This window comes from Aeromonas schubertii, from assembly GCF_000820105.1.
Taxonomy (GTDB): domain Bacteria; phylum Pseudomonadota; class Gammaproteobacteria; order Enterobacterales; family Aeromonadaceae; genus Aeromonas; species Aeromonas schubertii.
This window is the reverse complement of the sequence record NZ_CDDB01000041.1, coordinates 39094-52583: the sequence shown is the minus strand read 5'-3', so window position 1 is coordinate 52583 and position 13490 is coordinate 39094. Positions and strand designations below refer to the sequence as shown.

General features: G+C 58.2%; 11 protein-coding genes and 1 tRNA gene. 8 read left to right on the top strand and 4 right to left on the bottom strand.

All coding sequences use genetic code 11. The features are described from left to right. Nucleotides 1-114: 114 nt before the first annotated feature. Nucleotides 115-1086, bottom strand: coding sequence for a glucokinase (gene glk / locus BN1133_RS08530; protein ID WP_050666113.1), 972 nt, complete (start codon nucleotides 1084-1086; stop codon nucleotides 115-117). A gap of 343 nt (nucleotides 1087-1429) precedes the next feature. Here glk and BN1133_RS08525 point away from each other — a divergent pair, with 343 nt between their 5' ends. Then, nucleotides 1430-2284, top strand: a complete 855-nt coding sequence (locus BN1133_RS08525; protein WP_168929875.1) for a MurR/RpiR family transcriptional regulator — start codon at nucleotides 1430-1432, stop codon at nucleotides 2282-2284. A gap of 115 nt (nucleotides 2285-2399) precedes the next feature. Beyond that, nucleotides 2400-3839 (top strand): pyruvate kinase, encoded by a 1440-nt coding sequence (gene pyk, locus BN1133_RS08520; RefSeq protein WP_050666111.1) that lies wholly within the window; start codon nucleotides 2400-2402, stop codon nucleotides 3837-3839. Between the two features lie 59 nt (nucleotides 3840-3898). Here the strand turns inward: pyk and BN1133_RS08515 are convergent, their stop codons facing one another. Both BN1133_RS08515 and psrA read right to left on the bottom strand, forming a co-directional pair. Further along, nucleotides 3899-6226: an acyl-CoA dehydrogenase gene (locus tag BN1133_RS08515; protein WP_050666110.1), complete on the bottom strand. Its 2328-nt coding sequence runs from the start codon at nucleotides 6224-6226 to the stop codon at nucleotides 3899-3901. Nucleotides 6227-6274: 48 nt separating this feature from the next. Further along, nucleotides 6275-6928, bottom strand: a complete 654-nt coding sequence (gene psrA, locus BN1133_RS08510) for a TetR family transcriptional repressor PsrA (RefSeq protein WP_050666109.1) — start codon at nucleotides 6926-6928, stop codon at nucleotides 6275-6277. A 417-nt stretch (nucleotides 6929-7345) separates the two neighbouring features. Between psrA and BN1133_RS08505 the strand changes: the two genes are divergently transcribed. Next, nucleotides 7346-8101, top strand: coding sequence for a phosphatase (locus tag BN1133_RS08505; RefSeq protein ID WP_050666108.1), 756 nt, complete (start codon nucleotides 7346-7348; stop codon nucleotides 8099-8101). 89 nt (nucleotides 8102-8190) lie between these two features. After that, nucleotides 8191-8266, top strand: a tRNA-Thr gene (locus BN1133_RS08500). Between the two features lie 154 nt (nucleotides 8267-8420). Here the strand turns inward: BN1133_RS08500 and BN1133_RS08495 are convergent. Then, entirely contained in the window at nucleotides 8421-9020 is a 600-nt protein-coding gene (locus BN1133_RS08495) for a Yip1 family protein (protein ID WP_050666107.1), read from the bottom strand. A gap of 335 nt (nucleotides 9021-9355) precedes the next feature. Between BN1133_RS08495 and coxB the strand changes: the two genes are divergently transcribed. The 4 genes from coxB to BN1133_RS08475 are packed head-to-tail and all read left to right on the top strand — an operon-like array spanning nucleotide 9356 to nucleotide 13486. Continuing rightward, on the top strand, nucleotides 9356-10492 hold the full coding sequence (gene coxB / locus BN1133_RS08490) for a cytochrome c oxidase subunit II (protein ID WP_330218673.1): 1137 nt from the start codon (nucleotides 9356-9358) through the stop codon (nucleotides 10490-10492). A gap of 9 nt (nucleotides 10493-10501) precedes the next feature. Beyond that, nucleotides 10502-12076: a cytochrome c oxidase subunit I gene (gene ctaD, locus BN1133_RS08485; RefSeq protein WP_050666106.1), complete on the top strand. Its 1575-nt coding sequence runs from the start codon at nucleotides 10502-10504 to the stop codon at nucleotides 12074-12076. Between the two features lie 4 nt (nucleotides 12077-12080). Continuing rightward, nucleotides 12081-12620 carry a cytochrome c oxidase assembly protein gene (locus tag BN1133_RS08480; protein WP_050666105.1) on the top strand — a complete coding sequence of 180 codons (540 nt, stop codon included), beginning with the start codon at nucleotides 12081-12083 and terminating at the stop codon, nucleotides 12618-12620. After that, nucleotides 12617-13486, top strand: a complete 870-nt coding sequence (locus BN1133_RS08475; RefSeq protein WP_050666104.1) for a cytochrome c oxidase subunit 3 — start codon at nucleotides 12617-12619, stop codon at nucleotides 13484-13486. Before BN1133_RS08480 ends, BN1133_RS08475 begins: the two co-directional genes overlap by 4 nt. The last annotated feature ends 4 nt before the right edge of the window (nucleotides 13487-13490 follow it).

Sequence of the window (13490 nt, the reverse complement as noted above, 5' to 3'; positions counted from 1 at the left end):
TGTCAGGTGACAACGCAACCCAGCGGATGACAGGCGTCACCAAATTCCATTTGGACTCGACCTGTCTTGGGTGCGGGAAATAGAGTAGATCACCGACACTGAACCTTGCCTGAATCAGCAGAGACGATACCCCAGCGACTGGCGCAGATAGGCCCCCGCGCCCAGCAGGCCGGGCCCTTCATGAGTAATGAGAAACACCGGAATGGGGTGCAGGTAGGACTTGAAACGCCCCTTGTCCTCGAAGGCCACCCGAAATCCAGACCCCAGGAAAAACTCCTGAAAACGCGGCACTATGCCACCGGCGATATAGACGCCGCCGAAGGTACCCATGTTGAGGGCCAGATTGCCACCAAAGCGTCCCATCAAAACGCAGAATAGGCTCAGCGTACGACGACAATCGAGACAACTATCGGCCAGGGCCCGCTCTGTGATCTCCTTGGGCTCCAACGCCTCGGGCTCACGTCCATCAGACTTGACCAGGCCGCGATAGAGGTTGACCAGACCAGGCCCCGAGAGGAAACGCTCGGCCGAGACATGGCCCAGTTCACCGCGCATGACCTGAAGGACTGCATCCTCCTCTTCACAGTTGGAAGAGAAATCCACATGACCCCCTTCGCCGGGCAGGCTAATCCACTCACCATTGGCCTGGATAAGGTGAGCCACACCGAGACCGGTGCCGGCACCATAGATGGCGACAGGTTTGCCGGCCTGGGGCTCGCCACCACCGATCTGGATGCGGTCTGACTCAGCCAGTACCGGAATCGCCATGGAGACGGCAGTGAAATCGTTGATCACAAATAGCTTCTCAAGCCCCAGATTGTGGCGCATCTCCTCGATGGAGAACTCCCAGCTGTGGTTGGTCATGGCCACCCAGTCCCCCTGGACAGGACAGGCGATAGCGATACAGGCCTGACTGACAGCCTGGTCGGTCTCTTCGAGATAGAGGCGAATCACCGCCTCGAGGCTGGGATGATCGGCCCCGGAGAAGGTTCGGCTGTGGCTGATGGCACCGCTGGCCAGTTCACATAACGCCAGGCGGGCATTGGTCCCCCCCACATCGCCTACCAGGGCATGGGTCTGCTGCATGATAAAACTCCTTCGTTACAGATGGTGCAAGGCGCCGGCGCGCCTCTCTTGTTATGGGGTCATTCTACCCCTCTGATAGGGAGTTACGGGATCTGGCTCGACACAAACGTGCACTGGGTCACAATGTGGTTAGTTTGCTACATTTGTAACCGCTTTCAGGGTTTCAATGGGTACTCAGGGGATCTTGAAAGAAATTATTAGACATGGGTCATACTTTACATGACCGCAATTAGGGCGCATAACTGCTTGTCATGTATAGTCGTTGCACAATTGGAATCCGTGCATGAGCTGTCTATCAGTGCAAAGACACTGAAGCTAAGTTACAAAAAACCTGGTGGTGATGATGAATACCCTCGAAAAAATTACCAAAAACTTGGAAAGTTTCAGTAAATCGGAGCGCAAGGTTGCCGAGGTGATTCTGGCCTCCCCCCAGACGGCCATTCACTCCAGCATTGCCGCCCTGGCCAAGATGGCCGACGTGAGCGAGCCGACCGTCAACCGCTTCTGCCGCCGCCTGGACACCAAGGGATTCCCCGACTTCAAGCTGCATCTGGCCCAGAGCCTCGCCAACGGTACCCCCTATGTGAATCGCCACGTAGAGGCCGAAGATGGTCCGGATGCCTATACCTCCAAGATTTTTGAGTCCACCATGGCCTGCCTCGATGCGGCCAAAAACAGCCTGGATACCGGCGTCATCAATCGCTGTGTCGACATCCTGACCCAGTCCAAGAAGATCAGCTTCTTCGGCCTCGGCGCCTCCAGCGCCGTCGCCCGTGACGCCCAGAACAAGTTCTTCCGCTTCAATATTCCTGTGGTCTGCTTCGATGACATCGTCATGATGCGCATGAGCTGCATCAACAGCTCGGAAGGTGATGTGGTGGTGCTTATCTCTCATACCGGCCGCACCAAGGCACTGGTCGAGATCGCCGCCCTGGCCCGGGAAAACGACGCCACCGTTATCGGTATGACCGCCAAGGACTCCCCCCTGGCGCGGGAGTGCAACCTGGTGCTCTCCATGGACGTGCCGGAAGACACCGATGTCTATATGCCCATGGCTTCGCGCATCGCCCAGCTGGCCCTCATCGATGTGCTGGCCACCGGCTTCACCCTGCGCCGGGGCATGAAGTTTCGCGAAAATCTAAAAAAGGTCAAAGAGGGGTTACGTGAATCCCGCTTTGACAACTCCAGCTCATCCTGATGAGAACAGGGGCCCAGGCCCCTGTTTTCGTTTTTTGCCCCACCCTGGTGTATGGTAAGGACAGCCTCGCGCTGTGCACACCGTCCGTTTTCTCTCATCCTAATGGAGTTTTCTCATGGCTAGACGTACTAAAATCGTGACCACTCTGGGTCCGGCCACCGACCGCGAGGGGATCCTCGAAGGCATCATCAAGGCCGGTGCCGATATGGTACGGATGAACTTCTCCCACGGCACCCCGGAAGATCACATCGAGCGAGCCAATCGGGTGCGTGAGATCGCCGCCTCGTTGGGTCGTCATGTGGCCATTCTGGGTGATCTGCAGGGCCCCAAGATCCGGGTGTCCACCTTCAAGGACGGCAAGATCTATCTGGCCATCGGTGATCAGTTTGTACTCGACGGCACCCTTGGCAAGGGAGAAGGCACTCAGGAGCAGGTCGGGATCGACTATAAAGAGCTGCCCAAGGACGTGGTGCCGGGCGACATCCTGCTGCTCGACGACGGCCGTGTACAACTCAAGGTCGAGCGCGTCGAAGGCTCCCGCATTCACACCACAGTCACCGTCGCCGGTCCCCTCTCCAACAACAAGGGGATCAACAAGAAGGGGGGTGGCCTCTCCGCTCCGGCCCTGACCGCCAAAGACAAGGAAGATATCAAGACCGCCGCTCGCATGGGGGTTGACTACCTGGCCGTCTCCTTCCCGCGCAGCGGCGATGATCTGCGTTATGCCCGCGAGCTGGCCCGCGAGGCCGGTTGCGACGCCAAGATAGTGGCCAAGGTCGAGCGTGCCGAGACCGTCGCCACCGACGAGGCGATGGAAGATATCATCCTCGGTGCCGATGCCGTGATGGTGGCCCGTGGCGATCTGGGTGTCGAGATCGGCGATCCCGAACTGGTCGGTGTGCAGAAGAAGCTGATCCGCTTCTCCCGTCGCCTCAACCGTGTGGTCATCACCGCCACCCAGATGATGGAGTCCATGATCAATGCCCCGCTGCCGACCCGTGCCGAGGTAATGGATGTGGCCAACGCCGTGCTCGACGGCACCGATGCCGTTATGCTCTCCGCCGAAACGGCGGCAGGCAGCTTCCCCATCGAGACCGTCAATGCCATGGCCAGCGTCTGTGTGGGCGCAGAGAAACATCCCAGCCTCAACGTCTCCAATCACCGCATGAACTACACCTTCACCTCGGTGGAGGAGACGGTCGCCATGTCGACCATGTATGCCGCCAATCACCTGCAAGGGGTCAAGGCTATCGTGGCACTGACCGAGTCTGGCACCACCCCGCTGCTGATGTCGCGTATCAGCTCCGGCCTGCCCATCTTCGCCCTCTCCCCCCATGGCCGCACCCTGGCCTGGACCAACCTCTACCGCGGTGTGACCCCGGTGTTGTTTGACGGGGATGAGACCAAGCCGGTCTACGAGATCTGCCGCGACGCACTGGATGTGCTCAAGGCCAAGGGACTGCTGCAAAGCGGCGACATGGTCCTGCTCACCCACGGTGACAAGATGGAAACCGTCGGCAGCACCAATACCTGCAAGGTGATGGTGGTGGAGTAATGCTCCTCGCGATGCAATGACAAAGGGCGCCGATGGCGCCCTTTTTATCATCGGCCCGCTCAGGCCGCGTCGTTGAGACTGGTCCCCTCGAGGGGAGTTCCCTCCAGCACCCCCGGCTCGAAGTGATCCACCTGGATCGCCTCGTAGCGCAGGGCCTCGGCGGCACGCAGCCTGGCCACCTCGTCGGCACTCAGCACGCCCTTCTCCTCGGCAGCCAGCAGCAGCTCGGCGAAGGGGAGCTTGCGGGGCAGACGCCCCTCTTTCTGGGCCTGTGCCAACTTCTTCTCGAAGGGCTGCACGGCGCTCATGGCCAGGAAGGCACGCTCCATCAAGCCGATGGGATCGGCCTCATCCTTGCCCACATAGCAGAGGGCCGAGAGGCGGTCGCGCAAATCACCCGGCTTCATCATGGCCTCGCAGATGGCGTGGCAGCGATCGTCACCCGGCATGCGGTAACCGATACCAAACGGGAAGACCACCCGCTTGAGCACCATACCGACCACCTTGTTTGGGAAGTTCTGGAAGAAGCCGTCAAACGCCTTGCCGATGAGATAGAGATTACGCTCTACCGCATACTGAACGAACGGCAGATCGGCCACCATACGCCCCTGATCCTCATAGTGCTTGAGGGTGGCGGAGGCCAGATAGAGGTGGCTCAATACGTCGCCCAGACGCGCGGAGATCATCTCCTTGCGCTTGAGATCGCCCCCCAGCATCAGCATGGAGATGTCGGCACACAGGGCCAGCCCCTTACTCATACGGGTCAGCTGCTTGTAGTAACGGGCGGTCTCGCCGGCGACTGGCGCCGTGTTGAGTTGCCCCAGCGTCAGTCCCTGGAACAGGGAGCCAAAGAAGTTGCCGGTACCGAAGGCGATATGCTTCATCAGCAGACCGTCAAACTTCTCGAGACCGCGCTCGAAGTCCGGATCGGCAGCCGCCTCCATCTCGCCAAACACATAGGGATGGCAACGGGTGGCGCCCTGGCCGAAGATCATCAGGTTACGGGTCAGGATGTTGGCCCCTTCCACCGTGATGGCCACCGGGATCCCCAGATAGGCATAGCCGGTATAGTTCTTGGGACCAAGCTGGATGGCACGACCGGCGTGGATATCCATGGAGTCGTCGATGATCTGACGGGCCATCTCGGTCATGTGGTATTTGGAGATGGCGGTGACGATGGCCGGCGCCTGGCCGAGATCCAGGGAGCCGGCCGTCATGCGACGAGCCCCTTCCAGTTGATAGGTCAGACCACCGATGCGGGCCAGGGCTTCCTGGATCCCCTCGAACTTGCCGATGGACATACCAAATTGCTTGCGTACATAGGCGTAGGCACTGGTAGTACGGCTCGCCATGTGGCCACAGGCGGTGCCGAGCGCCGGCAACGAGATACCACGACCGGCGGAGAGACACTCGACCAGCATGCGCCAACCACGACCGGCAAAGTCAGGGCCACCGATGATCCAGTCGAGGGGGATGAAGACATCCTTGCCGAAGGTGGGGCCATTGAGGAAGGCCAGCCCCATGGGATAGTGGCGATCACCGACACGCACACCCGGGTGACTGCTCGGGATCAGGGCGCAGGTGATGCCGAGCTCCTCTTTATCCCCCATCAGGTGATCCGGGTCGTAGAGCTTGAAGGCCAGGCCCAGCACGGTGGCACGCGGTGCCAAGGTAATGTAGCGCTTGTTCCAGTTGAGGCGAATCCCGAGCACCTCTTTACCCTGATATTCGCCCTTGCAGACGATGCCTTTATCCGGAATAGAGCCGGCATCGGAGCCCGCCTCGGGACCGGTCAGGGCGAAGCAGGGGATCTCCTTGCCATTGGCCAGACCCGGCAGCCAGAAGTTCTTCTGCTCCTCAGTGCCATAGTGCATCAAGAGCTCACCCGGGCCGAGAGAGTTCGGTACCATCACGGTAACCGCCACGCTCAGGCTCTTGGTGGCAATACGGGTGACTATGGTGGAGTTGGCGATGGCCGAAAATTCACGCCCACCATAACTCTTGGGGATAATCAAAGAGAAGAACCCCTCTTTCTTGAGGTAATCCCACACCTCCTCCGGCAGCTCCTTGGTTTCGTTGACTATCTTGAAGTCGTCGATCATGGCGAGCAGCGTCTCGACCTGATTGTCGATAAACGCCTGCTCATCGGCGCTCAGCTCGGCCTTGCCGTAACCGTGCAGTTTTTTCCAGTCCGGGTTGCCGCGAAACAGCTCCCCGTCCCACCAGACCGAGCCCGCTTCCATGGCTTCGCGCTCGGTCGCCGACAGGGGGGGCAGTATCTTCTTGAAGATGCCAAATACCGGGCGGGTCACCCACTGCTTGCGCAGTGAGGGTACGCCCAGCACTACGGCGACCGCCAGGACCAGCAGGAGTAGCAATGTGGTCATGATTTCCATTCCTTCTATTTCACAGTTCCGTTGACATTGTTGTGGTTGTTAGCCGGCCAGGGAGAGCCTGGCCGATTCCACTGGCGCACCGACCCCGGCCGCCAGGTAAGGAATAACGTTACGCACCAGCCCTTCCACATCGAGCTGCTGGCCAAAATCGGCCTGGGCGATGTCACGCAGTGCATCGGCCGAGGCCATGGTGAAGACGACGGTGCCCAGGGTAAAATGAAGACGCCAGAAGAGATCCGCCGGCGAGAGCGCCGGATTGGCGCGGGAGATGGAGCCAGAGATGCGACCCATCACCTCCCCGTAGTGGGTAGTAATGAAACGGCGTAGGTGACCCTGACTGTCGATATAGCCACGTCCGAGCAATTGCATAAATAGCGTTGGCCCGTTGCCGCGCACCTCGGTCAGGGACATCAGAGGCTCAACGAAGGCCTCAAATACCTCGAGCAGGGTCACCTCATCCCGTTGCTGCAAACGCGAAAGCTGCGTATCGAGACGGGGCATAAAAAGGCTGAGATAGCGATCCAGCACAGCCTGGATCAGCTCTTTCTTGGATCCGAAGTGATAGTTGACCGAAGCCAGGTTGACATCAGCCTCCCCCGTAATGAGGCGCAGAGAGGTATCGGCGAAACCGCGCTCGGCGAAGAGCACCTCGGCCGCGTCGAGAATTCGGTGTTTGGTGTCGGTCTTACTCACAAAAACGCCCTCTTAAACAGATGTTTAAAAAGTACGTTTCACGCCTAATCATGTCAAGAGAGTGTTAATGCGATTAACAAAATGTTTTTTTGAACTTTGTGACGCAGCCACAGTCTATATCTATGCCACTGCAATTAAGCATTAGTCTTTGCCCAACCTTCCCTGTGTTAGTTGGGCTTTTTTTTGCCTTGATGCCACTGAAGCAAAAAAACCGCCGTAGTGACGGCGGTGGGGAAAGAGAAGGCCTTGTCCCTTGACCTTCAGTTGAAGAGGTTCAGGCAGCCCTTCAACTGCTTCTATTCTCCCCTTTCCTCGTCAGCCAAGTGTGTCAGCCCTGGTGCTATTTGTAACAAGGTGTGGCAATGGTTCAGCCAGAAGCCATTTGCTATGCTGGCCCTTCACAGCGGAGGAAACCCCATGAAGTATCTGGTTGACACCCATACTCATACTATCGCCAGCACCCATGCCTACAGTACCATCCATGACTATCTGCCGGTGGCCAAGGCCAAGGGGATCGCCCTGTTTGCCACTACGGATCACGGTCCTGAGATGGCCGATGCCCCCCACTACTGGCACTTCGTTAACCTGAGGGTATTACCAAGAGTAATCGATGGCGTGGGCATACTGCGCGGGATCGAGGCCAACATCAAAAACGAGGCAGGGGATATCGACTTCCCTGACCACTACCTTCCGGTGCTGGATCTGGTTATGGCTGGCTTCCATGAGCCCGTCTTCCCTCCCCGAGACCAAGACAGCCACACCCGCGCCATGATCAATGCGATACGAAGCGGCAGGGTCGACATCATCAGCCATCCGGGCAATCCCGCTTTTCCCATCGACATCGATGCCGTGGTCAGAGCCGCCGCCGAGCATCGGGTAGCCCTTGAGGTCAACAACTCCTCTTTCGAGCACTCCCGCAAGGGCAGCGAGTCCAATTGCCGAGCCATCGTCGAGGCAGCCCGGGATCACGGTGCCTGGCTCGCCTTCGGCTCAGACTCTCATGTCGCCTTTACGCTGGGGGACTTCGACCACTGCCGACGACTGGTAGAAGAAGCGGGGTTCCCGCGCGATCGCTTGCTCGCCCGCACGCCAGAGACACTGCTTGGATTTCTGGAGCAACGAGGCCACCCACGGATCACCGAGTTTGATACACTGCGCACCCAATATGGCTGAACAAAACGCGACCAAAGCCTTGGTCGTGTCAAGTTTTTTCAAACAACCCATTGACTCACAATGGCTTTTTCCTATCATCTAGCAACATTGCCGGTGTAGCTCAGTTGGTAGAGCAGCGCATTCGTAATGCGAAGGTCGCAGGTTCGACTCCTGTCTCCGGCACCAGATAAAACAAAGGGTTAGCCTTATCACATGGCTAACCCTTTGTTGTTCTCACAATGCCCCACGAGCAGACCGCAAACGATACTCCACAGATATCGAACACAGCCCCTTTGGCGTATCCGTTTGGTCACAGGCAGGTCTTCCCCTGCATGGCCGGCTAACTGGTGAAGACAGGAGCAAACCCGGATCCCCACAAGATCGCTGTCGCTGCCAGCACGCTTACCAGCAACACCAATCCCACCGTCACCACAGAGCTGGCATAGATGAACCCCTGCTCTGCCGTGATATGCATCAGGATCGGTACCCCCACATAGAGCAAATAGATGGAGTAGGCCAGTCCGGCCAACCCGACCATCATCACAAACCAGAGATGGGGATAGAAGGCCGCCAGCCCAACCATAAACAGAGGCGTCGAAGTATAGGCTGCCAGCTCCAGAGTCTTGGTGTAAGTGGGATCGGATCCGAAGGTCCGCCCCATCCAGTGAGCCAGATAAGCCAGTGCAAAGACGCCGGCGACCAGGGCGATATACATGGCAATCGACAGCAGGAGAGCACTGTCTGCCGTGAGTCGGATAGGCTCCCCAACCCCAATACTCCAGCCGATGTGCACCGCCGAATAGTAGGCACATACGGAAGGAACCAGAGCCACAATCAGGATATGACTCAGGCTTCGAGTAAAGCTCTCGTGATGTTCGTCTATCTCGTGCCATTCATCTTTCGGGTGGGCATAGAGCCCCCAGAGGTGGTTAAGGATCATGATGACATTCCTTATCGACAGCGGGATTGTGACCGCATCCCAGTGGACAACACCTTGCAACCGGCCAGGCCGGCTGCGGTTTTCATAAATAAAGACTGCCCTTCTCCGCCCTGCAAGGTATTGCCACTCACTCTTCGGGGAAACCGCCGGGTATCACAGGTAATTCATTGAGTGATTGGTGATTTCCCTAAAGTGAACTAATACTTTACTTACATGTTCCTATAAGCAATAAGCCTTATATATCAGTCAGTTATTTTTTATTTCGATTTAACTGCCTGGTCATTGGGGATCTTCTTCGGTGGCTCCATTTGTGGATTCCACCTCAGGAGGGCAGCGTGAAAATTAAGGGAATTGGCACGGGAGCCTGGCTCCTGCTTATCGCCTCGATGCCGGCAGCAGCCGTGCAACTCAATATGACCCAGGGGGTCACGGCGATAAGCCAAGATGTGTATGAGCTGCATATGACCATCTTCATCATCTGCTGCCTGATTGCTCTGGTGGTGTTTGGCATCATGTTCTGGGCCATTATTCACCATCGCCGCTCGCGGGGGGCCACCCCCGCCCACTTTCATGAAAGTACCCGGATAGAGCTGCTCTGGACGGCCATCCCTGTGCTCATACTCATCGCCATGGCGGCTCCTGCCACCTCCACACTGCTTAAAATGGATGACACCAGCAGAGCGGATCTGACGGTGCTGATTACCGGCTCCCAATGGAAATGGCACTACAAATACCTAGAGCATCCCGTGGCCTTTTACTCCCTGCTCGCTACCCCCGCCGAACAGATCCACGGCCAGGCCAAAAAAGGCGAAACCTACCTGCTCGAGGTGGACAAGCCCCTGGTTCTGCCTGTCGGAAAAAAGATCCGGTTTCTGACGACGTCGGACGATGTCATTCACTCCTGGTGGGTTCCGGCCTTTGCCGTCAAAAAGGACGCCAACCCCGGCTATATCAACGAGGCCTGGACACGCATCGACAAGCCGGGGGTCTATCGCGGGCAGTGCGCTGAGCTGTGCGGCAAGGATCACGGCTTTATGCCCATCGTAGTGGTCGCCAAGCCGGAGCAGGAGTTCGAGCAGTGGATTGCCAGCCAGAGTGAAGAGCAGGCCAGCTCGGCGGCCAAAGAGCAACAACAGGCCAACGAGCAGCTCACCATGGCTGAGGCCATGACCCTCGGAGAGACCCTCTTCAATGGTCACTGCGCCGCCTGTCACCAAATAGGGGGAACCGGCATGCCCGGCATCTTCCCGGCACTCAAGGGGAGCCCGCTCACCACCCAGAGCGCCAAGCGGGCCGAGCACATCAACATCGTTCTCAACGGTCGTGCCGGAACCTCCATGCAGGCCTTTGGCAAGCAGCTTGGCAGCAAGGAGATTGCCGCCCTCGTTACTTACGAGCGCAACGCCTGGGGCAACAGCACGGGCGATCTGATCCAGCCTGCAGAGGTGCAGGCTATCAAGGATGGACAATAAGGAGAGACCATGAGCGAGGAGATCTCACACCAGCAGGGACACCATCCGCAATCCGGCATCCTGCGTTGGCTCTACACCACCAATCACAAGGATATTGGTACTCTCTACCTGCTCTTCTCCCTGACCATGTTTTTTATCGGTGGATCCATGGCCATGGTGATCCGGGCCGAGCTATTCCAGCCGGGGCTACAACTGGTCAATCCTCTTTTCTTTAACCAAATGACGACAGTGCACGGCCTCATCATGGTCTTCGGTGCCGTCATGCCTGCCTTTACCGGCTTGGCCAACTGGCTCATCCCCATGATGATTGGGGCCCCCGACATGGCTCTGCCACGCATGAATAACTGGAGTTTCTGGATCCTCCCCTTCGCCTTCGGCCTGCTGCTGCTCACCCTCTTCATGGATGGCGGCGGCCCCAGCTCCGGGTGGACCTTCTACGCCCCCCTGTCGACAAAATACAGCGGTAACAGTACGGCGCTCTTCGTGTTTGCCGTCCATATGATGGGGATCTCTTCCATCATGGGGGCGATCAATGTGATCGTCACCATCTTCAACCTCAGGGCGCCAGGAATGACCTGGATGAAGCTCCCTCTCTTCGTCTGGACCTGGCTTATCACCGCCTTTCTGCTGATTGCGGTCATGCCGGTGCTGGCGGCGGCCGTGACCATGGTGCTGACCGACAAATTCTTTGGCACCAGCTTCTTCGATGCGGCAGGTGGCGGCGATCCGGTCATGTTCCAACACATCTTCTGGTTCTTCGGCCACCCCGAGGTCTACATCATGATCTTGCCGGCCTTTGGCATCATCTCCACCATAGTGCCGACCTTCGCCCGCAAGCCCCTGTTTGGCTATCACTCCATGGTCTATGCCACCTGCAGTATTGCCCTGCTCTCATTCATCGTCTGGGCCCACCATATGTTCACCACCGGAATGCCGGTGGCTGCCGAACTCTTTTTCATGTACAGCACCATGCTCATCGCCGTCCCCACCGGAGTAAAGGTCTTCAACTGGGTGGCCACCATGTGGCGCGGTGCCATGACCTTCGAGACGCCCATGCTGTTTGCCATCGCCTTTATCGTACTCTTCACCATTGGGGGCTTCTCGGGGCTGATGCTGGCCATCACGCCAGCCGACTTCCAATACCACGACACCTATTTCGTGGTGGCTCACTTCCACTATGTGCTGGTCACCGGGGCCATCTTCTCCCTTATTGCCGCTGCCTACTTCTGGCTCCCGAAATGGACCGGGCACTGGTATGACGAGCGGCTTGGGCAATGGCACTTCTGGTGCTCCCTTATCTCGGTCAACCTGCTCTTTTTCCCCATGCACTTCGTCGGTCTGGCCGGCATGCCCAGACGCATCCCCGACTATGCCCTGCAGTTTGCCGATCTCAACGCCCTCATCAGCATAGGGGGCTTCGCCTTTGGCCTGTCACAGCTGATCTTCGTATGGGTCGTCATCAAGTGCATCCGTTCAGGCGCTGCCGTGCCAGCCAAAGTCTGGGAAGGGGCCGAGGGGCTGGAGTGGACCCTCTCCTCACCCCCTCCCTACCACAGCTTCACCACACCTCCCAGGGTGGAGTAACCCTATGACGACACCCAACCATGCACCGCTTATCAAGCGACTGTTGCTGCTCATCGCCCTGATGTTCGGTTTTGCATTCGCCCTGGTCCCCCTCTACGATCTCTTCTGCCAGGCCACAGGCCTCAACGGCAAGACGGCATCACGCCCGGCCGACCAGCCAGCACGGCAGATAGACGGCCGCCGCGAGATCCGGGTGGAGTTTCTGGCGCACACCGCCCCCCCTATGGCATGGCAGTTCGATCCCGGGATGACCAGTTTGTTGGTGCACCCGGGGGAGACCCGACTCATCCACTACCTGGCCTACAACCCGACGCCTGATGCCATGACGGGTCAGGCAGTCCCTTCCGTCTCACCGGGAGCCGCTGCCGCTTACTTCAAGAAGATGGCCTGTTTTTGCTTCGAGCAGCAGACCCTCAAGGGAGGCGAACACAAGGAGATGGCACTGCAGTTCTACGTTGATCCCGCCCTGCCCCCCGAGATCAACACCATTACCCTCTCCTACACCCTCTTTGACATCAGCACTGCACAGGTGAAAAAACCATGAACCGTTACTATGTTCCCGAGCAGAGCCCCTGGCCCATCGTGGGCGCTGTCGCCCTCTTTCTGCTGGCACTGGGAGCCGGCACCCTGGTCAACGAGCTGGCCCACCAGCAAAGCGGCATGGGTCGCTATCTGCTCCTGGTCGGAGCCCTCTTGCTACTGCTGATGCTGGTGGGTTGGTTTCGCCATATCATCGGCGAATCACTAGGTGGCCTCTATAGCGACCAGATGGATCGCTCGTTTCGCCAAGGGATGAGTTGGTTTATCTTCTCGGAGATCATGTTCTTTGTCGCCTTCTTCGGTGCCCTCTTCTACGTCCGCCTCATCGCCATGCCCTGGCTTGGCGGGGCAGGACACCACACTCTGACCGGCCAGTTGCTCTGGCCCGACTTCACCGCCCACTGGCCCATGACCACGACCCCCGGGGGTACTCAGACCCGGGCCATGCCCTGGCAGGGTCTCCCGCTTATCAACACCCTGCTCCTGCTCACCTCCTCGGTCACCCTGCAATTTGCCCACCAGGCGCTGGAGAGGGGCCGGCGCCTGCGTCTCAAGATCATGCTGCTGTTGACCCTGCTGCTGGGAATGGGTTTTCTCATCTTGCAAGGACATGAATATCTTCACGCCTATCGGGAGCTCGGGCTTCGGCTCGATAGCGGGATCTATGGCAACACCTTCTTCATACTCACCGGGTTTCACGGGCTGCATGTGACCCTGGGGGCCATCATGCTGACGGTGATCTGGCTGCGCATCGTGCTGCGAGACCACTTCACGCCCGAGCACCACTTCGGCTTTCAGGCTGCCGCCTGGTATTGGCACTTTGTGGATGTGGTCTGGCTCTGCCTCTTTACCTTTGTCTATCTGCTCTAGGTAA

Excerpts from the sequence above, each read along its gene's own strand:
- glk (WP_050666113.1), bottom strand. The coding sequence starts at position 1,086 with ATGCAGCAGACCCATGCCCTGGTAGGCGATGTGGGGGGGACCAATGCC.
- BN1133_RS08525 (WP_168929875.1), top strand. The coding sequence starts at position 1,430 with ATGAATACCCTCGAAAAAATTACCAAAAACTTGGAAAGTTTCAGTAAA.
- pyk (WP_050666111.1), top strand. The coding sequence starts at position 2,400 with ATGGCTAGACGTACTAAAATCGTGACCACTCTGGGTCCGGCCACCGAC.
- BN1133_RS08515 (WP_050666110.1), bottom strand. The coding sequence starts at position 6,226 with ATGACCACATTGCTACTCCTGCTGGTCCTGGCGGTCGCCGTAGTGCTG.
- BN1133_RS08505 (WP_050666108.1), top strand. The coding sequence starts at position 7,346 with ATGAAGTATCTGGTTGACACCCATACTCATACTATCGCCAGCACCCAT.
- BN1133_RS08495 (WP_050666107.1), bottom strand. The coding sequence starts at position 9,020 with ATGATCCTTAACCACCTCTGGGGGCTCTATGCCCACCCGAAAGATGAA.
- ctaD (WP_050666106.1), top strand. The coding sequence starts at position 10,502 with ATGAGCGAGGAGATCTCACACCAGCAGGGACACCATCCGCAATCCGGC.
- BN1133_RS08480 (WP_050666105.1), top strand. The coding sequence starts at position 12,081 with ATGACGACACCCAACCATGCACCGCTTATCAAGCGACTGTTGCTGCTC.
- BN1133_RS08475 (WP_050666104.1), top strand. The coding sequence starts at position 12,617 with ATGAACCGTTACTATGTTCCCGAGCAGAGCCCCTGGCCCATCGTGGGC.